Annotated in this window: 19 protein-coding genes and 3 pseudogenes; 9 read left to right on the top strand and 13 right to left on the bottom strand. The window is 59.7% G+C overall.

Annotated elements, in window-relative coordinates:
• Nucleotides 1-2 precede the first annotated feature (2 nt).
• The 6 genes and pseudogenes from ACYQOP_RS08105 to ACYQOP_RS08080 all read right to left on the bottom strand — a co-directional run bounded on the left by ACYQOP_RS08105 (nt 3) and on the right by ACYQOP_RS08080 (nt 4,502).
• On the bottom strand, nt 3-1,115 hold the full coding sequence (locus ACYQOP_RS08105; RefSeq protein ID WP_461222031.1) for a hypothetical protein: 1,113 nt from the start codon (nt 1,113-1,115) through the stop codon (nt 3-5).
• A 172-nt stretch (nt 1,116-1,287) separates the two neighbouring features.
• Nucleotides 1,288-1,560, bottom strand: a complete 273-nt coding sequence (locus ACYQOP_RS08100) for a hypothetical protein (RefSeq protein ID WP_461222030.1) — start codon at nt 1,558-1,560, stop codon at nt 1,288-1,290.
• 43 nt (nt 1,561-1,603) lie between these two features.
• Nucleotides 1,604-1,969, bottom strand: a complete 366-nt coding sequence (locus tag ACYQOP_RS08095; RefSeq protein WP_461222029.1) for a hypothetical protein — start codon at nt 1,967-1,969, stop codon at nt 1,604-1,606.
• Nucleotides 1,969-2,250: a hypothetical protein gene (locus ACYQOP_RS08090; protein ID WP_461222028.1), complete on the bottom strand. Its 282-nt coding sequence runs from the start codon at nt 2,248-2,250 to the stop codon at nt 1,969-1,971. Before ACYQOP_RS08090 ends, ACYQOP_RS08095 begins: the two co-directional genes overlap by 1 nt.
• A gap of 650 nt (nt 2,251-2,900) precedes the next feature.
• Nucleotides 2,901-3,644 (bottom strand): annotated as a pseudogene (gene tnpC / locus ACYQOP_RS08085) (IS66 family transposase); the annotation flags it as partial.
• A 555-nt stretch (nt 3,645-4,199) separates the two neighbouring features.
• Nucleotides 4,200-4,502, bottom strand: coding sequence for a hypothetical protein (locus ACYQOP_RS08080; protein WP_461222027.1), 303 nt, complete (start codon nt 4,500-4,502; stop codon nt 4,200-4,202).
• Between the two features lie 219 nt (nt 4,503-4,721).
• Between ACYQOP_RS08080 and ACYQOP_RS08075 the strand changes: the two genes are divergently transcribed.
• Entirely contained in the window at nt 4,722-5,459 is a 738-nt protein-coding gene (locus ACYQOP_RS08075) for a hypothetical protein (protein WP_461222026.1), read from the top strand.
• Between the two features lie 496 nt (nt 5,460-5,955).
• Here ACYQOP_RS08075 and ACYQOP_RS08070 read toward each other — a convergent pair whose 3' ends face one another.
• The 3 genes and pseudogenes from ACYQOP_RS08070 to ACYQOP_RS08060 form a co-directional block, all read right to left on the bottom strand.
• Nucleotides 5,956-7,086 (bottom strand): hypothetical protein, encoded by a 1,131-nt coding sequence (locus ACYQOP_RS08070; protein WP_461222025.1) that lies wholly within the window; start codon nt 7,084-7,086, stop codon nt 5,956-5,958.
• Between the two features lie 409 nt (nt 7,087-7,495).
• Nucleotides 7,496-7,612 (bottom strand): annotated as a pseudogene (locus ACYQOP_RS08065) (IS3 family transposase); the annotation flags it as partial.
• Nucleotides 7,613-7,617: 5 nt separating this feature from the next.
• Nucleotides 7,618-7,950: a hypothetical protein gene (locus ACYQOP_RS08060; RefSeq protein WP_461222024.1), complete on the bottom strand. Its 333-nt coding sequence runs from the start codon at nt 7,948-7,950 to the stop codon at nt 7,618-7,620.
• Between the two features lie 154 nt (nt 7,951-8,104).
• Here ACYQOP_RS08060 and ACYQOP_RS08055 point away from each other — a divergent pair, with 154 nt between their 5' ends.
• On the top strand, nt 8,105-8,638 hold the full coding sequence (locus tag ACYQOP_RS08055; RefSeq protein ID WP_461222023.1) for a Ros/MucR family transcriptional regulator: 534 nt from the start codon (nt 8,105-8,107) through the stop codon (nt 8,636-8,638).
• Between the two features lie 698 nt (nt 8,639-9,336).
• Here the strand turns inward: ACYQOP_RS08055 and istB are convergent.
• Both istB and istA read right to left on the bottom strand, forming a co-directional pair.
• Nucleotides 9,337-10,206 (bottom strand): IS21-like element ISMex8 family helper ATPase IstB, encoded by an 870-nt coding sequence (gene istB / locus ACYQOP_RS08050; RefSeq protein ID WP_461222022.1) that lies wholly within the window; start codon nt 10,204-10,206, stop codon nt 9,337-9,339.
• Nucleotides 10,203-11,703, bottom strand: a pseudogene (istA, locus tag ACYQOP_RS08045) (IS21 family transposase). The gene istB and the pseudogene istA overlap by 4 nt, the downstream one beginning before the upstream one ends.
• Nucleotides 11,704-12,436: 733 nt before the next feature.
• Here istA and ACYQOP_RS08040 point away from each other — a divergent pair.
• The 3 genes from ACYQOP_RS08040 (at nt 12,437) to ACYQOP_RS08030 (ending at nt 15,637) form a co-directional block, all read left to right on the top strand.
• Nucleotides 12,437-13,459, top strand: a complete 1,023-nt coding sequence (locus tag ACYQOP_RS08040) for a hypothetical protein (RefSeq protein WP_461222021.1) — start codon at nt 12,437-12,439, stop codon at nt 13,457-13,459.
• Entirely contained in the window at nt 13,443-14,885 is a 1,443-nt protein-coding gene (locus tag ACYQOP_RS08035; RefSeq protein WP_461222020.1) for a sugar porter family MFS transporter, read from the top strand. The genes ACYQOP_RS08040 and ACYQOP_RS08035 overlap by 17 nt, the downstream gene beginning before the upstream one ends.
• Nucleotides 14,886-14,959: 74 nt before the next feature.
• Nucleotides 14,960-15,637, top strand: coding sequence for an HAD family hydrolase (locus ACYQOP_RS08030; RefSeq protein ID WP_461222019.1), 678 nt, complete (start codon nt 14,960-14,962; stop codon nt 15,635-15,637).
• 12 nt (nt 15,638-15,649) lie between these two features.
• On the opposite strand, the gene ACYQOP_RS08025 is transcribed toward ACYQOP_RS08030, so the two are convergent.
• Both ACYQOP_RS08025 and ACYQOP_RS08020 read right to left on the bottom strand, forming a co-directional pair.
• Complete coding sequence (locus tag ACYQOP_RS08025) at nt 15,650-16,273, bottom strand: YgjV family protein (protein WP_461222018.1); 624 nt, start codon at nt 16,271-16,273, stop codon at nt 15,650-15,652.
• A 1,050-nt stretch (nt 16,274-17,323) separates the two neighbouring features.
• Complete coding sequence (locus ACYQOP_RS08020) at nt 17,324-18,748, bottom strand: sugar porter family MFS transporter (RefSeq protein ID WP_461222017.1); 1,425 nt, start codon at nt 18,746-18,748, stop codon at nt 17,324-17,326.
• A 2,417-nt stretch (nt 18,749-21,165) separates the two neighbouring features.
• On the opposite strand from ACYQOP_RS08020, the gene ACYQOP_RS08015 reads away from it, so the two are divergent.
• The 4 genes from ACYQOP_RS08015 to ctaD all read left to right on the top strand — a co-directional run bounded on the left by ACYQOP_RS08015 (nt 21,166) and on the right by ctaD (nt 24,290).
• Nucleotides 21,166-21,441, top strand: coding sequence for a hypothetical protein (locus ACYQOP_RS08015; RefSeq protein ID WP_461222016.1), 276 nt, complete (start codon nt 21,166-21,168; stop codon nt 21,439-21,441).
• 57 nt (nt 21,442-21,498) lie between these two features.
• A complete protein-coding gene (locus tag ACYQOP_RS08010) occupies nt 21,499-21,789 on the top strand; it encodes a hypothetical protein (RefSeq protein ID WP_461222015.1) in 291 nt (96 codons plus the stop codon).
• Between the two features lie 60 nt (nt 21,790-21,849).
• Nucleotides 21,850-22,035, top strand: coding sequence for a hypothetical protein (locus ACYQOP_RS08005; RefSeq protein WP_461222014.1), 186 nt, complete (start codon nt 21,850-21,852; stop codon nt 22,033-22,035).
• Between the two features lie 635 nt (nt 22,036-22,670).
• A complete protein-coding gene (gene ctaD / locus ACYQOP_RS08000) occupies nt 22,671-24,290 on the top strand; it encodes a cytochrome c oxidase subunit I (protein ID WP_461222013.1) in 1,620 nt (539 codons plus the stop codon).
• Nucleotides 24,291-24,427: the final 137 nt, after the last annotated feature.

Below are 24,427 nucleotides of genomic sequence, written 5' to 3'. Positions count from 1 at the left end.
ACTCAGGCTCCCTGCACAGCAGCATCGGGTGCCTGCAGCATCAGCACGGGCGCACGACCATTCAGGTAAGCCACGGCCTCCTCGTAGAGCCGCCCGGCATACGTAATGAGGCCGGCCCGTATGCTTTCGGAGTCGCTCATGTCGAGCGAGACACCAGGACGGTACATCGCCAGAGCCGCCCAAGCATGGAGTTCTCCGTCACCGCACCGTTCGGCAAGCCGTTTGGCCCTGGCCGAGAAGTTCACGCGTCCCGCATCCCGACAAGACACCGACACGGCCTCCACGCTCATCGTGCCTGCAAGCTCCTCAAGCAATCGCAGATCGAGGCCGGTCCGGCTGCGATCCTGCGCTGTGAAGAATGCGAGATCTGCCGCAGCCTCCTGGTCGAGCTCGCCGGCATCACATTCAGAAAACGATTCGGCGTAGGCTTGGTGAGTGACTGCAAACTCCAGCTTGACCACCGCCTCAGCAGAAAAGGCAGCTTTGACTGCGGCGGTGGCGGCAGCGGCCATGCTTAGCGTCGGGCCATCAGGGCTACCGCCAGATGTAATGGCCGTCCATTCCTGCACGAGAGCATGAGCACTGAGACGGCTTGGCTCTAGACCGAACATGCAATCGTTGGTTAGGAAGCTCAGCTCGGCTGCATCCGAGCAAGTGGAGGCGTACGTCCCATGATCAAAAACGCCCAAGTTCGCCCAATCCATCATCGGATCAGCTCCTAAGGAAAAGCCTTTTAGCAGCGGGTACTGAGCAGCGAGAGCCCGGAAGATCGGCTCAGGACCGTTCCAGGCTGTATCAAAGGCAACATCGATCAGCTCAGGGCCGGCATTCAGGATCGCGAAGGAGGATGCGTTCCACTTCGTGCCCCATCGGGCGACGGCCCAAGAGTACCAGTCATCAAAGCCAGTTGCCTTAAGCGCGTGTGCGCGAGCAGCGTCCGTGTAGTTGCCCATTGTGGCCAAGATTTCGGCCGGCATTGGAATGATGGCATCGAAGTCCAGGCTCACCTCAACCGAATCCGCATCAGCCTGCTGCCGTATACAGGTAATATGGAATCGCCTGATCTCGTCGACAGGTCCGGAAAGGACCAGCCGGTTCGGAATGTAATTGGGCATTAGAAAATCTTTCGTAAACAATGAAATTATAACAAGAAAGCAATAATATATAAGTGCAAGCTGAATGAGCTCAAAACGGATATTGATTCATATTCATATTGATGGACGGCCGGAAACGTGGCGACTGCGATCCGAAGGGCACGAGAAGTGTGCCGCGGCGCGACGCAACGGATCATGTCACGCCAGCCTTCGCTCCCTCCGCGGTCGTGAACGTGTGCAGATCCACTTCCTCATACCACCCGCCGTGCCCAGTCGCTTCCTCGTAATGCTCATGTAAAGCATCCTCAGACAGGCCCCGCAGATCCACCTCAACCGCATCCTCATCAACGTTGAGGATGTCGGAAATCATCTGCTCTGAGTAGCAGAGCTGCGCGCTCTGCTGTGTGGCATGGAAGGTGCTCCAGCCGTCGCCGTCATTGCCGAAGTAGACCTGCCAGATCTTCATCCCTGTCCTCCCTATGCGGTACGATGAGCCGTAGCCCAAACGATCACGCCGTTCTCACTTCGACTCCTGGATCGAGGATGCGTTCTACGACATCGACCGCGAACATGACCGTATCAGAGTCCGCGATGAAGAGCTCGATCAGCTCATCAGTTGACTTTGCCTCGAGCTGCACCTGTACGGCGCTCTCCTCCCTACTTTCGTCACCTGCCATGAGGATGGTCAGATGCCAGATCAGGGTTTCACGAAAGTAGACCTCAGCTTCCTTGCGCGTCGAGAACACCTCTACGTCGTTCAGATGCCGGCAATCCTCGTTGGCGATGCGGACGATCCACAGGGTGCGCGGGTCGGGTGTAGAGCTCAGTTTTTCTCGCATGAGCTTATTGGGCTGAACGCTCAGTGTGCACGGCATCAGAACCTCTCCGTTCTGAAGTACGTCTGGATGCTTTCAAGTCCGACATCCGTTTCGATGTCACGCAAGGCCCCTTCGGGGCTGCCCCTGCCCCACTCGAAGGCATCCTCGCCGTCACCGTCTTCAACGTCGTCCCGTTCGCCAACCTCATCGAGGTCGTCGTAGTACTCATTGAAGCGCATGCCCAACGGCCTAGCCTGGAACTGAGAGATACGGCTGGTCATTTGCACGAGGTCATCGTACGGGCACATGCCAAAAACCATCTGCGAATCGTTGCTCATAATACAATATGTCTCTTTATGAATCTAAATCTTTGCCGTTAAAATCAACAGCATCTAATGAACCCGACAATTTATATCGGGCATCACACGTAGTGTCTACAATTTTTTCAAACCCGATTGGTCTATCCCTGAATCTTTGTGGAGATAGATTACTGCGCCGATCGCTATAGGGCGGATTTATGGCCATGAAGCTTCATAAATGTCTGAAATATATCATCGAATCTTGGACTGCTTGATGGAAGCTCGTGGATTCACTGTGCAGATTCGATCGGTGGCAGTGAACAGTTCCGATGCATATGAGCTACTGCGGTCTCAACCTGGCAGCATGGTGTACCTCATTCGCCTCCATCGGCACGAAACGAAGGCATGCACACGCAAAGCCTCTTTCCCATCAGGCTATGAGGTACAAATGCGTGCTGCAGGACTATTCTGTGCCCCGATGCGGCATTGGGATGCGCCGTCGAGCCATATTTGGCGCTGCCGTGGGGGGGGCCTGAAAGCCGTCTGCCATTCACCGGCATGGCGGCCACGTATCAGGGCCGCGAACTGCGGCGCCAGCGCACTACGCCGTCTCCGGATCCTGCTCGCTCCACGTGATGGCGGCGGCCGCGATTCTCTCCGCTCGCAGTGGGCTCACCGTCGGCGACTGGGGGCCGTGTTGGAGACGCAGCACTGTGTGAGTCGATTTCGACCCGCCCGTCGTCGAGGAACAGGCTCGGGCCCGCCTAGCGGGTCAGCCCGTAGCGGATCGCCTCAGCCAACTTACTCTTCTGGCTGATCGGCTCGAGCCGCTCCTGCAGCCACGGCTCCCTCGCCGCCAAGATCGGACGGCTGCGGGCCCGACGCACGGCGCACCGCTCGTCAGCAGAGCGGCCGCGGATCTCGGCCTCGATCCGGTAGAGGCCGGCAATGGGAGCCAGCACCTCCATCGCGATCGGTCCGTCCAAGTCGTAGAAGCCCCGGCGCACGTGGCTCCAGCAGAAAGCAAGCTGCACCTAGCCCTGCCGGGCCAGCGCCTTATAGCCAGCGTAGCCGTTGACCTGCAGCATGTCCCGGACCCCGGACAGGTGCAGGATCGGCTCCCGGGCCGTGCGGTCGGGGGCGTAGATGCAGGCCACGCCCGGCGGATCGGTGGCTCGCAGTGCCGATCGTCGCGGGCATAAGCGAATAGCTAGCCCGTCTTGGTACGGCTCCGGCCGGGATCGAGCATCGGCGCGGCGGTCCCGTCGTCAGACAACTCGCGCCCCCTTCAACTGCTCCAGAAAACGCTCGTGGACCGGTCGAAGAAGGAAGGCGGCGCGTCCAACCCAATTGGCCCGCGTCGAACAGTCGAGGTCGACGCCGTGCCGGGCGAGGATCTGCGCCTGCCGGTAGAGCGGCAGAGGGTCGGCGTACTATCTTCCGAGCCGGATGAGAAAGCAGACGCGGAACGAGCCGCCTCCCACGCCGCAATCGATAAGTCGATCAGGATCTTTGAGGAAGCGTATGCGGCCCGGGAGGAGGACCGGGCGAGCGGGCTCTACGACAAATGGCCCGGTCCAGAGATCACCTCGCAGATGAACGGGCGGGAGCGCTGGTTCCTGAAGGAATGGGACTCCTACGTTGAAATCACCCATACGACGTTCCCCCGCCTGATGGATATAAGGTGGAACCAAGGGTATAGGAGCTTCGATCCGACGGCGGTCGATGATTTTGTGAGCGAGAACGACTCCGGCGGCGTGGGCTGGGACATGTGTCACGTTGAAGATCGGCTCTGTTTGGGCTTCTGCCGCACCCTGAATGCCATGATGTTCAAGCTCAAGTGGTCAGGCCCCGGTGGGGACCAAGGTTGACCACCGACCGGCTCTACTGTTCTCTAACGCGCGATCCAAACGCGGCGGTGCTTCCGGTTCATGCGGATGATCAGGATGGCCGATCGTACAGCGCTGTATTGAACGCCTGGGCGGCCTTCACGACTCTGTCACGGTCAGGCGCTTCACCTCGTCCCAGTCGATTGGGCCTTCGGCCGGCGCCGGAACCGCGTAGGTCTTCTGCAAATCGATCTGGAAGCCGCAGTCGAAGGCTGACTTGGCTTCCGCACGCGTCACCGGACCGGGCACGTACGAGGTGCGATCCACGAACGTATCGACGATCGCGTAGTAGGCGTCCCAGAGTTCCAGGGCACGGTCTTCGCTATCCGCGCGGATCCAGAGGTTTTGGTTTTCGATGCAGCCGTCGCCGGCGAACTCTGCCTTGATGTAATAGAGATTCATGGTGAATGATCCGTTTTTCGATAATGTGTTTGTCTTAACGAATCGATTCGTAGCCGACTGTTGGGCTATGTTCCATATTAAAAATGGTGGATTCATAGATTTAGCGCGATTCAGGACACGTGAATCCGTTCTGCCCAGAATCATCTAGTCCTGTCAGTTTTATATACCTCTCACGGCGGGCCACGTGGTTAGATCTGGCTTTCAACCAAGCCAGGACACATGATGCATCTTAACCCGCTTGTAATCTTCAGCGCCGTTCTTAACCAGATTCAGCCCAATTCCTCCTCTGCGTTGCTGAATCCGACCGATATGAATCCATCGAATGCTGAGATTCCATCCCTCGACTGGAAGGCCGACTACTACGCCGCGCTCCACGCTTGGAAGGCCGTTAAGGAGAACGGTACGCACGATCACACGCCCATGCCACCTCCGCGAATGATCACCTCCGTCCAGATCGGGCTGATCCTGAAAGCCACGAAGCCAGCGCCGAAGCGCAAGCCGAAGACACCGTCGTGCAAGCATGCACTCTGCGTCGAGGTGTGGACCGTGCCACATGACTCGATCGTCAGACACAAGCGGAGTACGCAGTGGCGGAAGTTCGCCCAGCTCCGCACCGAGGCAGGGTTTGAAAAGACCTTGGCCGGCGCCGTCGGTAGCCAGTTCGTCACTCAGGCCTTCGCCGATTGGGCCATGACGATCGTTTTGGACCGGAAGCCAAATACCCGCCTGAGCGACCTCTACGGGTTATTCCACGACAACAACAACGGTTGGCATTATTATGACGAACACCTTCTGCGGGTGGACATGGCCGATCCGAACAAGCCTGTCGCCTACATCTACCGAAACCGTGAACTGCTCATGGTCGAGGCGCTAGAGACCGATCACGCCGGGAACAAGTTCCCTGACGGTGGTATCCAGACCCATACCATGCGGGGCGATTACGCGAATGACCAATGAGCAATCGATCGCCCCGATCCGAGCTGATGCGAAAGCAATTCAGTAGATCAATGATCGGCACGTGATTCAGCTTGATGGCGAATTCAACTTGATTTGGATTCCGCTCATATGGAGGAAAGCTGTCATAACACATAGTACTACGTAGTACTACCTGCAGGGTAACTATGTAGTAATATGTGTTTCGCCTTCAGCAGCAACTACCTATCGCGAGCTTCGCCCGCTCTCGACTACGTCAGGTCTCGTAACACTCGACCAATAAGGAAATCCCTTGGCTTTTCGCTCGCCGTTCGACCCTACGTCGCTCTCGGCTTCACCTCGACCAACGGCGGATCTGACTCAAAATTGTAAATACTCGAAAAAAACGAGAGTTAGAATTCGTGACAGCGGGGGATCGATCGCCGGCTCGAGAGGAAAGGGTGTGGTCTGGATCGTTGCCCCGATGATCAAGGCATCGGGCGCGTTTCATATCAGCGCCCGCCTCTTCGAGCGACCAGCATCAAGCCGCGTCCAGCAGGTCCTCGAAGGGATCCGGCAGGCCTTCGTCGAGCAGATCACCGTGGCCCTCGAGGCCATACAGGCGCAGGAAGTGAACTAGTCGTTTCGTGATCTCTGCGCGGCCCGAGCCGCCGTATCGCAGGATGCCATGGCTCTGGAGCTTCGCCCGGATCGCCAACAGGGTGTCATGAGCCGGCACGTCGTTGCTCTGCGAGCGAACCTGCTCGATCAGCCAACGGCCGTCGCTGAGGCTGCGCAGCACGATCACCGCGGTCTGGCCGGGCCGCGTCCACTCGAAGACGAGGTGCGTTCCCAGTGCGAGATAGCTCGCGTAGGAAGCAGCGCAATTCTTGAAGCGCCGCCCGAGTTCAGCGAGCTTGGCCGGCGTGATCAGCTGCAGGTCGGGATCTTCTATGGGAAAGGGTGACGTCATCGGCACGATCTCGGCCTTGCTCAGCCAGGTGCCGACCCATTCGGACAGATCGCGATCCTTGGGCGAGAGACCATCGAGAGAGGCGTGTAGCGCTTCATCGGTTACAGCCGGGTGAAGCTGCCGGATCAGATCCGCAGCCATATTCAGGCTCTCGGCCGAGAACTCGCTGCGGATGCGCTCAAACACCTGCTGATGGACCAGCACGGGCGAGAGGACCGTGGCGACTCGTAGGTGCTTAGCAGAAATCTGTCCGGCCTTCTGCCGCAGCAGCTTAGCCCGCGCCTTATTGACCGGGACTGCGAAGAGGTTGTAGGCGAGCCGGTAATCGGCCGGGTCAGGCAGCGGATCGTCACCGATGCGACCGAGCATGCCGAGGAAACCCTCCGGCACCGAACCGAACGCTGCACGCGCGATATTGCGCGGGTAGAGCGCGAGCAGCCCGCGGGCGATCTGCGCAACCGGATCAAGGCTGGGGCAGCAAGCATCCGGTGCCAAGACACAGAGACGAGCCGCCATCAGCTCGGGCTGGGAGAAGTCGATCTCGGGGTAGGCGGCGAACTGGATCGACCGCTTCAGGGTCGAGGCGTGCAGCACGCGATTGAGGTAGCCAGGGCAGGCGATGTCGAGTTTGCTGGCGACTTCGAGGTAGAAGCCACCGAAGGGGCGGGGCTGGGGCGTGTGCAGAAGTGTGAGTTCCAATCGCATCTCCGTGAGTGCCTGAGTCAGTCAGAATCTCACAACACAGCCCGCTTTGCAGCACCATTCAGCCGCAATAAGTATTCTTCCGCAGCTTAGGCGCATAGGGAGGTAGTTCTTGCCATTCCCTTGCGCCTTGTCATGAGATCGGTGCTGTTACGGTCCGAGTGATGTCTTGTTAGCTAGGCCGGTTTGCCCATTTCTTCTCAGCATGCAGGTTCTCAGCGGCCCAGGCATGTCATTGCCCGGCCAGATGTCAAGCAGTGTCAGACTTTAGTCTATTCGAACTTTCGCTGCTTATCTCAGAGGATCCCTTCGGCGCCCTCCTGCGCGAAGCGGTTTTGCCAGCGCCAGACAAGCGTCTACGACACGTCCGCATCACCCATGAAAGCATGCGTCACGAGCCTTCGGTGAGCCCCTCACGACGCCAGATCCGCTGAACCCGGTTCTTGCCCACCTGCCACCCCGCTGCCTGCAGCAGCGCGGTGACGCGGCGGTAGCGGTAGCGTCCGTACTCAGACGCCAAGGTAGGCCTCACCAAGGCTGCGGCCGCGTCTCCATCTGATCCACACGCTTGCGTCGGCCATCGGCCCGCTCGATCCAGATTTCAGCGGCGTCGAGGGCGAGCTCTGGACCGTGGGTGTAATCCCACCACCAGTTCGGGTCTGCGGTTGGCCCCCATCTGAGATCGACGCCCTGCCGAATGATCAGGCGCAGGCGAAATTCCCCCTCATTCTGGCGAGCCAACAAGGCCCTTAGGGTCTCCGAAGAAGCGATCCACGCTTCCAAAGACCCCAGATCCGTAAAAATGCGGGGTGCATAGTCGTCCGTCGTGATCTCGCGCCAGGGCGGGAGTTCGTGCGTCATCGATGGCCTATTGCTTCTCATTCTAAGTCGGCGCGGCTGGCTTCGAAGAGCGCGTATATCACCAATGTATTTTGCTATCCGATGACAATCCTATTGAGAACGCCACTAAACATTGCTCTATGGGGGTTTCACAGCTCCTCTTGAGAACAGCGATATGACAGATCAGACCCCCGAATTGCCGACCAGCCATATCGAGCTTACGGCTGACATCGTCGCCGCCTACGTCTCCAACAACTCGGTTCCGGTAGGATCATTGGCCGAGTTGCTGAGCAGCGTGCACGCCGCCATCAGCGGCCTTACCAACGGTGGATCTAGCGCGCCGGAGGTGGACAAGATCGAGAAGGCGACGCCGGCTCAGATCAAGAAGTCGATCACGCCAGACCACCTCATCAGCTTCGAGGATGGCAAGCCATACAAGACACTGCGCCGGCATCTGACGCTCCGCGGACTGAGCCCTGAGGCTTACCGTGCGAAGCATGGCCTACACGCCGACTATCCCATGACCTCCGCAAGCTACTCGGCGCAGCGCTCGGAGCTTGCTCGGTCCCTCGGTCTTGGGCAGCAGCGCAAGGGTGTAGCCAACGCGAAAGCCTCAGCACCGGAAGAGGCCGTCGCTGAAAAGGCCGCTTCGGCCCCTGAGAAGCCCAAGAAGGCCGGTCGGCCTCGTAAGGCTACAGTCGCTGCCTAACGGGCGTCGCGCGCTTTCCAAATCCGACTTCGACCCATGCAGTGGCGGGTTCAGCCCTGCCCTGACCGCTACTGCTCACGAGGGGACGGATCATAGCCCAGAACGCTTGATGCTCTGGGCTGCCCCTGTCGAGACTCAGGAAGATGGGCAATGCCATGTCTACGGTATGCCCTCCAGAGGCCTCGTTGGCAGTGTGTCGGACAAACGTGTGTCCGGTGGATTCCTCAATCATAAGGTGCCACCGGTCGCCATTTGAGCTGGCATAGAGCTCCCGCATCAGATCTTACCCCCTGCTCGGCATGCAGCAAATGAAAGCGATAGGCCCGGAGATGAAGGATGGGTACGCGAAGCTTTGGCCGCGCTAGGGAGCATTAGATGATCCGTGCCTCGCCGATCTGCAGCTTCATACGCTCGACGGTGTGGGAGCCTAGCGAGCCGACGTGCCGTGGTGCAGGCCCTTCCGGCTCTTGTGCGGCAGCTACTCTGATTGCCTCGTCCACTGACTGCGCCAAGATCGCATAGATATGATCGGCCCCGTCTGGCTGACGGACTGCAATGAGAAACGCAGAGTGAGCTGTAAAGGGCGGACCAATTCCAGGCCGCTGCGGCGGAGTAAAACTAGGCCAATGGCGGCTGGCTGTTTGAACGATGAAGGGGCCCGATCGGGCCCCTTCATCGTTCGTCGCCGATCGTGAAGCTCAAGTTGGCAGGATCTCGCCCGTCTCGGGATCGTGGGGGTCGGCCGTGGCCTGGTTTTGCTCCGCCCTGCCGTCGGCGCGACTGCCCCGGCTGCGGGAGGATTTGAGGCGGTAGCTGTCGCCGTTCAGGCTGAGGATGCTGACGTGATGGGTAAGCCGGTCGAGCAGCGCGCCGGTGAGCCGCTCCGAGCCCAGAACCGAGGTCCAGTCCTCGAACGGCAGGTTCGAGGTCACCACGGTGGAGCCGCGCTCGTAGCGTTGCGAGAAGGTCTCGAACAGCAACTCGGCCCCCGTCGGCGACAGCGGCACGTAGCCGAGCTCGTCGACGATCAGGAGCTTCACCGAAGCGAGTTCGCGCTGCAGCCGGAGCAGACGGCGCTCGTCACGAGCCTCCAAAAGCGGGTTGACCAGAGAGGCCGCGGTGGTGAACGCGACCGAGAAGCCCTTCTGACAGGCCGCCAGGCCGAGAGCCAAGGCGATGTGGGTCTTTCCGGTGCCGGAGTTGCCGAGCGCGATGACGTTCTCCCGGCCAAGGATGTAGCCGCAGCGCGCCAGCTCCAGCACGAGCATCTTGTTCAGGCTCGGGATTGCGGTGAAGTCGAAGGTGTCGAGGCTCTTCACCGCCGGGAAACGGGCCGACCGTATCCGGCGTTCGACCATGCGGCGTTCGCGATCGATCAGTTCCAGCTCGACCAGACGGAGCAGGTAGCGCGGATGGTCGATGCCGCCCTGGGCGCACTCCCGGGCGACCTTGTCGTACTCGCGCAGCACCGTGGGCAGCTTCAGCTGCTTGAGGTGGTGGGCGAGCAGGATCCCCGGCGTGCCACCGGTGGTGCCGCCCGGCATCGTCTCGTCACGCGCCGTACTCATGCCGCCACCTCCGGCACCAGCACCGTGTAGTCGGCGGCCACGGTCGTCCTCACCATGGTCCTGGGCAGATGCAGATAGGCCGCCAAGTCGAGCCGGGGCGGTCGTCGTTCGAGCCGGGCCAGCGCGATCAGCTTGACCGCGTCGAAGCCGGTCGCCCCGAGCCGGATCGCGTCGGTGACGGCCGAGGCCACGACGTCCTTGGGCATCGCCTCCATCAGGCGCAGCACCTGGATGAACTCGCGCTTGCCGCGGTTGCCCATGCGCGCCTCCAGGAGGTGGCGCAGGCGCTGGAACGCCTCGGGCAGATCCCAACCCTAGAGCGCGGCCGCCTGGTCGAGAGCGTTCGGTTTGGTCTCTATCAGCGCGAGGTAATGCAGCGGATCGAAGACAAACACACCGGTGCCGTAGCTACGCGGGTGCCGGGTGATCTCGATCCCCGCACACAAGATCACGACCTCCTCGACGAAGCCCTTCACCAGCACGTCCCGGAAGCCGTAGGCGGTCGGCACCGAGTAATCGTTGCAGCGGTAGCGAACCAGCGCGGTCGAGGAGACGCGCCCAGCCCGCTTCTCGCACGGCTCCAACGGGACCGCCGGCAGGGCACGTAGGACGGCACGATCGGCGACCAGTCGCGTGCCGATGCTCTCGGCATGCTGCCCGGCCCGTTCATCCTGCCGGGTCCGGCAGCGTCGCTCCAGATCCGCGTTCAGCGCCTCGAAGGAGGCCGCCACCGGGGCCGGGGTCATGAAGTTGGACCGGGCGTACTTGACCAGGCCTTCGACCTTGCCCTTGTCGTTGCCCTTGCCTGGACGCCCGAAGCGGTCTCGGAACAGGTAGTGGCTCACCAGCTCGGTGAAGGCCCGGGTGCGCTCGCGTTGCCCCCCGCCGCAGATCTTGGCGACCGCGATCTTAGTGTTGTCGTAGAGGATCGACAGCGGCACGCCGTCGAAGAACCCGACGGCGGCGACATGCCCGTCGAGGAACGCCTCCGTGGTCTCCCGTGGATACGCCTTCACGAAGCAGGCGTCGGAATGCGGCAGGTCCATGCAGAAGAAGTGGATCTTCCGGCGCACACCGCCGATGGTGGCGACCGCCTCACCGAAATCGACCTGGGCATGACCCGGCGGGTGCGCCAACGGCACGAAGGTCTCTCGCCCGCTCGCGCGTGCGATCCGCACATGGTCCTTCCAAGGCCGTGTAGCCTCCGCCGTAGCCGTGCTCGTCGCGGAGACGCTCGAAGATCCGCTTGGCCGTGTGCTGCTGCTTGACGGGCGCGGTCCGGTCCGCCTCCAGGATCGCATCGATCACCGGTAGCAGCGGACCCAGCTTCGGCGTCTTGACCGGCTTCGAGCGCGTGTAGCCCGGCGGCAGCGAGAACCGGCACATCTTGGCAATCGTCTCGCGGTTCAGCCCGAACACTCGGGCCGCCTCGCGACGAGAGTTGCCGTCGATGAAGACGAACTGCCGAACGGCCCCGTAGACTTTCACAGCAAACATTCTGGGTCCCTCCCGAAAGGAAGGCCTCATGAATCGGCCGGCTATTATGCCGCCTGCATCAGCACAAAGCCGACGCTCAGGGGATGGTATTGTCACTGCTCTACACTTGCGGTGTTCGACGAGCCGAAGGCGTGCGCGTTCCAGGGGCAAGCTATGCGTTCCAACATCCGTGCGGCAGCCTGAACAGTCTGACACCGTACAAACTGCGTCAGATGGGATTTTGGTGTGAATTCGGACGGGAGCAAACAACGAAAGCTTGCCGTTACCTCCACGTCTTTTCTCTCGGACATGAGGCAATCATGGACAGCAATCATAAAATAAATCTAGATCAAACCGATAAGGCGGCGATCCTAGACATCATATTACGAAATATCCCCACGGCTCGGCGCGTTGCGCAGTCGGATCGCGTCGATTCCGGTCGATCCGGATTGCAGCGTGGCTTTTTAACCGACCGAGGCTCAGCCGCGTAGCTGGGATGACAATTGTTTCAAGCGGCCGTGTCGAAACTGGACGTCGCGATCATGAGGTCTCTCATTCCATGTTACATCTGCATTTTGGCGCGGGTCGACTAGGGTTGGGCCTTGTTCTACCGGTTTTCCGATCGCCTAATACGCAAACCGTTCTCCTTAACAGGGCGGTCCCCGCTGCCAACGCGACCGGTGACACTGCGCTCGGGGCTGCACGTCGCAATGCGCTTCTGCGGGAGAATCCTGGCCGAACCTACCTGCTGCGTATGCTCGACAGCACGGGCGGTCATTGTGAGACAATGTCTTACGACGCCTTCCATACCTACGACGAGATGACGATAGGACCGCGCATACACACCATCGCCAGGGACTCGGCTGCCCTGCGCCGGGGCGTCGTCGTCACGGCCTCCGTGCTGAAGCTTGAGAATTACGGTGCGGTCATCGAGGCGCTGAATACGCTATCCGAGATGAAGGAGGCCGGTGAGCCCATTGGCCCGATCTTTCTGGTTGCTTGTGAGAATACCGTCTCGGCCCATGCGGTGCTGAATGGTTCAGACCTCGATGCGGTTGTGATGCCCTCGGCGCTCCGACAGGTGGTCCCAGTCGAGGCGCTTGTCGACCGGATGTGCGTCGACCTCGAGGAGGACACCTCCGGTGCACATCCGATGGTTTGCGTCCGGACCGAACCCTATGCATCACTGAAGCTGGAACTGACTGATCGGACGGAACCCCTGCGGAAATTGTGTAGCGGAACCGATATAGTGTTCAGCCGCCATCTTGATGTTGAGAAGCAGATTAAGAGTTGGCTCCTCAACGGCACCCACTGGCTTATTGCCCTTGAAGCCTTCCGGGCCAGCGGTGGGGACCGAGCGATGAAGCTTAATGCTTTCATCGCGGCCTCGCCCGAGCATCGCCGTTACGCCATCGCGGTAATGGACGAGATGCGCGAGGGTGTGGCGATTCTACTCAGACGCGACCCGGCTTATGCGACCTTCGTGCGGGAAGTTGACGTCGACGCCTATCTCGCGGGTGCCGCGACTGCAATCTTGCAGCGATTCTTCTCGACCGAGGACCCGATCACCCGCATTCTGGCGCGATTCCAGGCTCCAACGTCCGGAGACATCACGCCGATTGAGGCTTTCAGCCGGCGTTTCGCCGATCGGATCAACGATCCGATCGGCGCTTACGAGACTGAGAAGGGTTTCGTTCCGCCCGCCGCCGGGCGCGGGCTTCTCAGCCTTCTTCGCCTCGTGGAATCCGGGACCTTCATCGATGCCCACACGGGTTGAGGCTGCCCAGCGTGCTCTTACGACCAATGTGGGGTTGGAGGGATGCGGCCGGGCGATGGCGCAGGGTGAACGCTTCAGCCGCTTTCTGATCTTCGTCGTCGGCATCGGTGCCATGGCGGGCTTCCTCTACGGCTACGATACCGGCATCATTTCGGGAGCGCTCCTGGCGATTCGCGGCGAGTTCGACCTCGACCATCGCATGCAGGAAATGGTTGCGGCCGCGATCTTGGTGGGTGCAATAGGGGGGGCGCTCGCGGGCGGCTGGCTCACGGAGCGCATCGGGCGGCGCCGGACCGTGACGATCTTGGCGGCCGTCTACGTGGTCGGCGCCCTAGCGTCTAGCTTCGCGCCGAGCGCGTGGATTCTTATCGCCGCACGGGCCGTGCTGGGGTTGGCCGTCGGCGCTTCCTCTCAGGCAGTCCCGGTCTACTTGGCCGAACTGGCCCCGGCGGACCGACGTGGTCGTTGCGTGACAATGTTCAACGTGGCGATCGGACTCGGCATCCTATCGGCAAACCTCGTCGCGTCCGAGTTTCGTGAGGTCATGTCCTGGCGTTGGATGATCGGCGGAGCTGTCATCCCGGCCACGATCCTGTGTGCCTGCACCTTCTTCTTACCCGAGAGCCCGCGCTGGCTCATCGGGCGAGACCAGCCAGATGCCGCGCGCAGGGAACTCGCCCGGGTACGCCCATCGCAGACGGATCTCGACCGTGAGGTTTCCGAGATCGAGCGGGTGGTGGAGGCCGAGCGCGCCGCACCCGTGAAGGGTTGGCGCGGCCTCGCGCAGGGTTGGGTACGCCCGGCCGTACTGGCGGCCCTTGGGATCGCGGCCTTCACGCAGCTGACCGGTATCGAGATGATGATCTATTACGCGCCGACGCTCCTCACAGGCGTGGGGGTCGATCACGCCACGGCGCTGCGCTCAACCCTCTGGCTCGGCCTCGTCTACGCGCTGATGACCGCGGTCGGTCTTGTCATCGTCGACCGGGCTGGACGCCGCAACCTTTCCCTATGGATGCTTCCCGGCGCCGCCCTTAGCCTATTCGTGCTGGGCCTCACGCTGATTTTCGGCTTCGCGGGCGGCGAGCGGTCGTGGCCGGTCCTGGCTTGCTTGCTAACCTTCATGTTCTTCAATGCCGGCGGCATACAGGTCGTCGGCTGGCTCAGCGGATCGGAGATGTATCCGCTTTCGGTGCGAGCCGCGGGGACCAGTGCGCAGGCAACCATGGTCTGGGGCTCGAACCTCGTCGTGACGGCCTCGGCGCTGACCCTGGTACATGCATTAGGGACGGGCGGCGTGATGCTGCTTTACGGTGCCCTGAACGTGCTCGCCTTCCTGTTCGTGCTTCGCTTCGTACCGGAGACCGCCGGCCGGAGCCTTGAGGAGATAGAGGGCTCCTTGCGGGATGGTTCGTTCCGCCCCTGATCCACATTTCCCTCCACCATTCGCGTCCGACGGAGCCTGAACACTTGCCCCTATCCAGCAGAAACACCGCGGTCATGCCGACTTTGATCTTCGATTGCGACGGCGTCCTGATCGATAGCGAGATTCTGGTCTGCGAGTTGGTCGCCGGCGAATTGACGGCACACGGCTATCCGATCACGACGTCGGAGGTGATCACCCGGTTCGCCGGTCGCCCGGAGCCGGAGATGCTGGCTGAGATCGAGCGCGATCGCGGCGGCCGTCCGCTACCGGAGCGCTTCATTTCCTGCATGCACAGGCGGATCACGCAGGCCTATGCTACGGAGTTGCGGCCGATGGCGGGCGTGGCCGATATCCTGTGCCGAGTTCGGGCGCCGGCCTGCGTCGCGTCCAGCAGCGCGCCGGCAAAGCTGCGCTTGGGCCTTGAGACTACAGGCTTACTGCCGTATTTCGGCGGAAACGTCGTCAGCGCCTCTTCCGTCGTGCGGGGCAAACCGGCACCGGATGTCTTTCTCTACGCCGCCGGCTGGATGCGAGCCGATATTCGCGACTGCGTGGTGATCGAGGACAGCGTGCCTGGCGTGACGGCGGCCCGGGCAGCCGGACTGCGCACCTTCGGTTTCGTTGGGGGAGGGCACTGCGCGAGCGATATTGGCGCACGGCTTTTGGCCGCTGGCGCAGAGCGCATACTCGCCTCGATGAGTGACTTGCCCCCGCTTCTGCCGCAGGCCTTTGCCGACCCAATCGCCGCGTGAGGCAGGTGGCCTTCAAGCGCCCGCCGCGAGACCGGGTGCCGCGCGCCGGGAGGCGGCGTGTTCACGCAGGGCGGCCAGCGTGAAGCCGATTAAGCCGAGACAGTCGCAAGTCAGACCGCAGACGGAACTCACCATCAGATTGTGAGCGGCCCAGCATAGGCTCGATCCCATGAGGAGCCCACGCATGATCTGCGGCGCGGCCTGCAGGCGTGCAGCGGTAGATATGAGGGTGCCGAGGCCCGAGAAAGCCGAGGGCCAGCCGTTCCAAGTCGAGAGAGTGAGGGCCCCAGCCAGGAGGAACGTCGCCGCGAAGGTTGCGCCAAGCCAGGATGGGTAGCCCCGAGCGGTCACGTAGTGAGCGGCCAGCAGGCTCTGGGCCACTCCGATGAGATTCATCGCCATGCCGGTCGTAGAGCCGAGGCGGAGGAAATGCACGCTGAAACAGACGCTGCACAACGCGGAACTCAGGAGAATCAGTCGACGGCTCGGCATCAGTCCCGTGGCTACTCCACAGAGGAGGCCGAGCAGGCCAAACAGGTCTAACATCTGCCAGATCAGGAGCCAGGAAGCCAGGAATGTCATGCCGAAGGTCTTGCTGAGGGAGCCATGAGCGCTTTGGATGCGGGCCCTCGTCATTGCCCATCAGCGTGCCAAGAGTAGGGAAATTTTGCGGTTTGTTGCGGCGCGGTCGGGGCAATGCCGTGACGCTCGCGTGATATTGAAGCGATGCGCCTTTGAATTGTTCGGTCCGTGGCAGGGTTGAGGTCGGGTGATGCGTGGGCGCAAGGAACGGTCTGAAGAGCCTGTTCAGCGATGTTCGTCTGAAGGAGCGCGTTCCGGCGAACCACCCGCTTCGGCCGATCCGAGCTGTGGCCGATGAAGCGCTGCGGGGAGGCTGAACGGACGATTCGAGGCGCCGTATCCGGGGATGAGGCGGCCCTCTATCCCACGAAGGTCATGCTGTGGGGGAGGCTGTTGCAGGCGTTTTTCTCGGTGCGCTCAGGGCGAATGCCGATGGAGCGGATCGACGACAATCTGGCGTTTCGCTGGCCCCATCCTGAGCCTTTCGACGGACATCGGCCCGGGGATAGATGCCGCGGTCCGGTATCCAACGGCGTTCACGCACAACCACGACCGGTTGATGAAAGGGAATGTCGCCTATGCCTAAATGCCGGGCTTGCTATCGCTGAAGCCGGTCGAGCGGCTCCCGTGGAGCGACCACTGCACCGTCGATACCACGTTGATCGAAACCTGAAAGAGAATAAAAAGCTTCCCATGATGCTGAGGCAGGACCAAAGACTGCGTGTCGCATGCCCCAGATACAGATGCTAAGAGCCCCGCTGGCGCAGCCAGAGTCTCCGAGGACCCACTTGGGCACGTCTGGCAGTTGGTTGAGCCGCATAACCGCATAAAATTGTTTACGGTCCTGCGCTCGCGGCAGTCCGAAAGGTATGATGCAGCCCGGCTGGTCGGACATTATGCCGACTTCGGTGCTATAGCCGCGACGCGAGTGACCAGGAACTGCACAAGTATCCCGCCGGGATCCGAGTACCTTCATTTGGCGGCAGCATGTGTCTCCGCGTTTTGCAAGTCGGCACCCGCTTCCGGGGGCGTATCAGTTACCTCCATTGCCCCTAAAAGCGGGACAATTCCTAAATGTGAGGTCTTAAAGTATCCGCTGGGACCTCACGCAACCTTCTCAGCATCCCCCAGCCGCCCCGCTGTTGCTGACGTTGATATCGCCCTTGAAGAATGGCCTGCATCGAAGTCGTTAGGCGTAAAACACCCCTGACGAAGAGCTTCCTCGACCTCTTCAAGGCTGCGTCCTTTCAGTTCGGGGAGGAAGCGCCACACGAAGATAAATGCCAGGACATTCATACTAGAATACACCCACATCGCTCCTTCCGCTCCGAGGTGGTGGATCAGCGTAAGAGCGGTGCCCGTCAAGAGTAGGTTCGAGCCCCAGACCATGGTTGCCTGGGCGCTCGTACCAGCCCCGCGCACGCAAAGCGGATAGATTTCAGATCCGGTCAGCCAGCCGATGACTTGCAGGCCACCGGCCTGGAATACCATGAATAGAAAAAGGCAGCCGATAATGTATGGCGTGTCCGCTGGGCCGGTCCGTCCCAGGAAGAACAGTGAACCGAGGATCGCCAGCGACACCGCCGCACCCGGAAGCGTCAGAAGCGAGAGGCGACGCCGCCCTACCCGGTCAACAATGGCGAGTCCCAGCGCGGTCATGACGAGGTAGATAAGGGCGATGCCCACATTAGTCAGGAGCGCGCTCGTTTCTGCAAACCCCACCCCCTTAAGCAGGGTCGGTGTGTAGTAAATCATCATCTCGATACCGACCAGTTGAGTAAAGGCTGCAGTCCCGCAACCGGCGATCACGGCGGGCCTAACCCAGGGCGCGGCGAGTCCGCGCCACCCTAGGGTATCGGAAGCGCGGCTGTGCCGAACTGTCTCTCGGATGGCCGCCATCTCGGGATCCAGAGTGAAGCCAGATGAGCGGACGCGCGAAAGCGCTTCGCGAGCCTCCTCCCCCCGGTTATGGGCGATCAGCCAACGCGGACTCTCGGGGAGATCGAACATCGCGACAAATAGGATCACGGCCGGAATGGCAGCGATCGCGATCATCCAGCGCCACGACATTATGCCATGCAGACCGTAGCCCACAAGGCTCGCGCTCACGATCCCCAAACCAATCGCTACGCTGAAAGCTACGACCAGCTTACCGCGTTGCTCCGCCGGTGCCAGCTCGGCGACGTAAGCTGGTATCGACTGGGAGCATGCACCCACCCCGATGCCGAGGATGACACGCGCAAATGCCAGGAAACCGGGATTCGGCGCCAGGCCGGCACCTACGGCACCGAAGGTAAAGACCGCCGCGATAGCGATGATGGTGCGTCGACGACCGAACCGATCTGCAAACCAGCCGGTGCTCAGTCCCCCGAGAGTTGCCCCAAGGAGGATTGCCGCAACAACCATCTCCTGCGTGGAATGTGAGAGCTGATACTCGGAACTGATAGAAAGAAGCGCTCCAGATATTATGCCCGTGTCGTAGCCGTATAGGAAACCGCCGAGCGCGGCCGTAACAGCGACGCGCCACATGAAAGGGGTCAAATCCGGAGATTCAGAACTTCGGAAATCAGGGTAATTGGTAGGGGCTTGCAAACGGAACCTCCAAAGCCTTGAGTTGATAGGAAAGAGCAAACGGTATCTGCTCTGCATTAACCTGCGCATGAGGCGGAATCTCTCGACCGGCAGCGTACCCAACCTATTCAAAAAAGCTGTTTTTCCGGACCGCGTCGCACCTCCTGGCTTGCGGCGTGTAACGTTCTCGACCCTGGTAGAAAGACGCTATGGCTTACGATCGCGAAAACTGGCCTATACGGATAATAATCGATCCAGCGGACACACGCGAACTCCTAGCAGGAGATGTCCCGTGTGCTATAACTACTTCTCAGCCTCCTAAACCACTTTGCAGATAGATAAGCGCGAGGCTGGCCCAGCGTCTCCGCGCTCGTCATGGCATCGCTGTCAATTGCCGAGTTGCGACGAGCGCCGAAGTCACACGCCACATGAAATGTAACAGTCGCCCATTGCTAAGATAGATCTCAGCGACATCGACCGAACGAACGTAGACCAACCCACCCCCCCCCTAACGACGCTTACCTTGGGCGCTGCCGACCGCAATAATCCCATTGTTTGCTGGCTTTCTCGAAGTCGGAACAAGTGTAAGTCAGGGAAACTGGTTCCGGTGCTGAACCATACCGAACCGTCCAAAGGACTTAGCGCCATTGGTGCCCCAAAAAGGCCGCGCTTAGCCTCAACTGTCTCTGTCTGTCGGCCACCATAGATCGAATCCAAGCGCGAACTCAAAAATGCACGCCTTGAAATTGCAACGCTCTCGGCCGGCACCGACTTCGCTGGAGTTGTATCGACCGAGACTGCGTTCTCGCCAATGTACCGGCACCATATCGAGTCTCCCGTGTCGGCCCAAGAACTTTTAAAGGGCCGCCATGCTATTTCGCGCCACCGGTTTTTAGCCGAAAGCAAAGCTAAGCTGTTGTGTGCGGCGCTTCAGTCAACAACATAAGATCGAATCTTTATCCAAATATCTATTGTCTATACCTTATGTTAGGCATTTTATTTAAGCAAATCAATCCCCGCAAACATAGGTCAAAGTAAAAAATCCAAGAATGGCGTCTAGTGGTGTAAGGACAGTGAGCGCGACGAGCCAAGGGGGGCTCGACGCGTAATCACGATGGGTACGTTTAAGGCCACGCCAAGCCCGAGCGTGCTGATCCAGTTCTCCGAAGCAGATCGTCTAACGTCTTCTAATGCCGTTGGATGTGAAAGGAGGAGTTTTCACGGGGGGAAGGTGGGGAAAAATTGACGCTCCGCCGGTGAGGCGTTCGTTAGTCAGCGCGCTGGCTTAAATACTTTGTCTGGAGTTGAACTTTGGGAAAAAGCCTTGTTCTCGCGCGGGTCGGACGGAACTCCCTTCATCGATGTTGGGTCGACGCGGGAAAGCCACGAGACTGGGATCTGTGTCTGTGTCCTTTCCAAACCATTGGAGACCAATCCGATCTCCACTGCCAGGTCAGCGAGGTTTACCCGGGGCCAAAGTGGACAGGTCTCCAGCAACTCCTGCAGGACTGGTCAGGTTGGCGGGATTACGATTTCATCTGGCTTCCGGACGACGATATCTTCACCGACCAGGATACTATCAGCAAGTTCTTTTCGGCGGCTCGAAGTTTGCGTTTCCAGCTTTGTGCGCCTTCACTCAGCGAAAACTCACACTATGCTCATTACATAACGATGCGGAACTCTAATTTCTTTGCGCGCCGGGTTGGCTTCGTTGAGATCATGGTCCCTTGTTTCACGAGAGAAGCCCTTGAACGGCTCCTTCCAACGTTTGCGCTATCGACGACCGGATGGGGATGGGGGCTGGATTCCCTATGGCCGAAACGCCTTCGGTACACCGATGTCGGCATCATCGACGGGATTTCCGTTTTCCATACCCGGCCGGTCGGTCAATTCCGAGATTTGGAACTCGGCAAACGCGTGAACGCCGAAGCGGACCGAATCCACCGCGATGAGGCGTGTGGCCAGAGAATAGTCACCTTCTCAGGGATCGGTTCGGATCTGCAGGATATGCTGTTAAGCCCAGACGAACTGTTGGTCCTACTTGCCGAAGGTTGGCAGTATCTGCTTCGGCAAGAGCCAAAAGTCTTGCGCTGGATGGTCGAACATCAGCAATCCTCGTTCGAATGGCCTCCCTATCCGATCGCTGGCTGTCCCACGAGCCCGTCCAATAGCAACTGCGCTTCGCCTGTTCGATGAGCACTCCAGCGCTTCGTATGACATACCGCACCAAAAGCGATCCCCCCCGAGAAATTGCCAGCCAGATTAGTATCGAGGTTAAGGTAAAGCATCTTCGTCGGAAACCACACGAAGCTCTAGACTATGGAACGCCTTCGGGTGGTTGAGGTTTTGAACTTCACAACTCGGTGGAGCAAGCTATGCTTTTGAAGTCGTCTATTCTTGCTATTGCGCTGGTCATTCCAACCGTAGGTTTGGCAGCGGCACAGAGTCTTACTGTCCCGCAAAATCCAGATACCACTGGCACGGTTATCCAGCTGCAGCCGAACACAACCGGCAATGATCGCGACGTCATTATCTCTCGTGGCGCGACAGGTGCTGAAACCATTACTACAGACTCCGCGGCGGGAGGCAATGCCAACCATCCAGAGCAAGCCGTTCCCAACGGCAGCGCAGGGGGCGGAAGCAGCCGATGAAACCATGAAAAGCATATCCGCTTAGTTCAAACCGTCGTGAGCACATCGGAGGTTACCATGAGACCCATCCTATCGCTTATTGTCATTATCGCGTTCGGAACGACCACGGCACTTGCAGCACCCTGCGCGATCGGTACGACTGTCAGCAGCCAGGGCAAGCAGGGCGTTCAGGACAAGTCCTCGAACGTTGATACCTCGACCAAAAATCTTGCCGGTGGCGAAAAGGCGGGGGCTCCCAAGACAGTTGGTGCTCTGAATAATCTGGGTGCGGAAACGGTTCCCGGCAAGGATGAGAAGAAGCCAGAGCCTGGAAAAGTAATTCAGGGCCAAAGCAGCAACGATTGTTGATATGACTTCGATATTTGGTGTCTCATGAGAAGAACATTGGACGCTTTTGACGATCCCGTCATGGGCAAGCTGGTCGGTTTGCTTTGTGACCAGCTTCCGGGTTCAGCACAAAAAGCCCGCTTATATCTTTTGGAGCGTCTCGAAGAGCTTGAATTCGAGGCGACAAACGGCTCATCCGAACCTGCGACGCTTCGTTCGATACACGCGGTTCAACAAATCATCCTCGCGAGCGATCCCCTGGGATAGGCGATGCCTCTTTCGGCCTCACAATGATCGGAGGAAAGCGCGTTTGTGAAGGATCTCCGCACGAAGCCCAGAAACATTCATGTCTCTATGCGCGACGACAAAAGTGCAGCACCGCGCCTTCACAGTTTTGCTCGAAACTAGCGATGTCTCAGCATGCCCGCCGGCAGTCTCTAGCCAGATCTCCTGAGTGAAGCTGGAGGCCTACATTCACGGCTTTATTGCCGTCTTCAAGGGTCGCGTGACCAGTTGCCACCGAAAGTTCGTGCGGATGCTTCTCTGTACAGGGACTTACGTGAACCGCCATAAAATCGCGGCGGCGATTTGGGGTGCCGAGACAGAAGCCCATTCAAACGGCTGACGGTCCGCTCCACTAAGCCTCTGGCCAATCATATTCCGCGATGTGTAATGCCTTTTCTTCGAAGCCGTGCCATCCGCGAATCGAAAGCTATTGCCGGCTTTTGCTGTATCTCTGCATTCGTCAATTCTCACGTGTTAAGTTTCTGTCAGCATACACAAGCCGGCGGAGCTTGGCGTTTATTTAATAAACATCTATCAATAGATTTTCGTTAATGCAGCACTACATCATCGCGGTAGTATTACTTGAGGATTGATTCGTCGAATCGCAGGGCGGCTGGATGACAACAATAGTTGTAAACAACCATGCGAATGTGCTCGATAGTAAGCCACCGTTCTTTCAGCGGTGGTTTTTCTCGACCAATCACAAGGATATTGGCATCCTGTATCTGATTTTTGCATTCAACGCCGGTATCATCGGGGCTTTTCTATCCTACGCGATGCGGATGGAGCTCGAGCAGCCTGGGCTGCAGTACTTTTCCAATCCGCAAACGTACAATGTTTTCGTGACGGGCCATGGCTTGATCATGATCTTCTTCATGACCATGCCTTCGCTCATCGGCGGCTTCGGCAACTATTTCCTTCCACTTATGATTGGTGCGCCGGACATGGCGTTCCCGCGCATGAACAACATCTCGTTCTGGCTGACCGTTGCCGCCTTTGCGAGCCTGCTCTGCTCACTCTTCTTTGAAGGTGCGCCGGGGGCGAACGGCACCGGTACCGGTTGGACCATGTATCCACCGCTCTCGGCCCTGGGGCATCCCGGTCCCGCCGTCGACTTCGCGATCTTCGCCCTTCACCTTTCCGGTGCCGGCTCGATCCTCGGCGCCATCAACTTCATCACCACCATCCTGAACATGCGCGCGCCCGGCATGTCCCTGCACAAGATGCCGCTGTTCGCTTGGGCCCAGTTGGTCACCTCGTTCCTGCTGCTCCTGTCGCTTCCGGTTCTCGCCGGCGCGATCACCATGCTGCTCACCGACCGCAACTTCGGCACGACCTTCTTCGATCCGGCGGGCGGTGGTGATCCGATCCTTTGGCAGCACCTGTTCTGGTTCTTCGGTCACCCCGAAGTGTACATCATGATCCTGCCGGCCTTCGGCATCGTCTCGCACATCATCTCGACCTTCTCGCGCAAGCCCGTCTTCGGCTACCTTGCCATGGCCTACGCCATGGTCGCCATCGGCGTCGTCGGTTTCGTCGTGTGGGCGCACCATATGTACGCCGACGGCTTGTCGCTCCAGACGCAGTCCTACTTCGTCTTCGCCACCATGGTCATCGCGGTGCCCACCGGCGTGAAAGTCTTTTCTTGGATCGCGACGATGTGGGGCGGCTCGATTCGTTTCACCGCCGCGATGCACTGGGCCGTGGGCTTCATCTTCTTGTTCACGGTCGGCGGCGTCACAGGGGTCGTCTTGGCGAATGCCGCGGTGGATTACTACCTGCACGATACCTATTACGTCGTGGCGCACTTCCACTACGTCCTGTCGCTCGGCGCCGTGTTCATCATCTTCGCCGGTGTTTACTACTGGTTCCCGAAGATGACCGGCTACGTCATCCCGGAATGGGCCGGCAAGCTGCACTTCTGGCTGGCCTTCATCGGTGCGAACATCCTGTTCTTCCCGATGCACTTCCTGGGTCTGGCCGGCATGCCGCGCCGCTACGCCGATTACCCGGAGGCCTTCGCTGGCTGGCACAAGGTCTCGACCTGGGGCGGTCACATCTTCGCCCTCGGCATGGTGGTCTTCTTCATCGGCGTCGTTCTCGCCTTCCGCTCGAAGGTCCGCGCGGCAGACAATCCCTGGGGCGAAGGTGCCACTACCCTCGAGTGGACGCTCTCCTCTCCGCCGCCCTACCACCAATTCTCGATTCCGCCTCGCCTCGTCGATGAGCCGAGATAGTGACGAACCGGAGCTCACAACGAGATGCGGCGACTTCTGATCGAGAGCTGTTTCGGGAAGGAAGGCAAGACAAGCGAAGAGATTCGAGAGTCTCGGGCCTCTCTCATTCTCATCGGCCTTTCCGTTGTCAGCGTGCT

Source organism: Methylobacterium sp. CM6247, from assembly GCF_054817925.1.
Note: the sequence above shows the minus strand (reverse complement) of the source record. Positions and strands in the feature narration are given on the sequence as shown.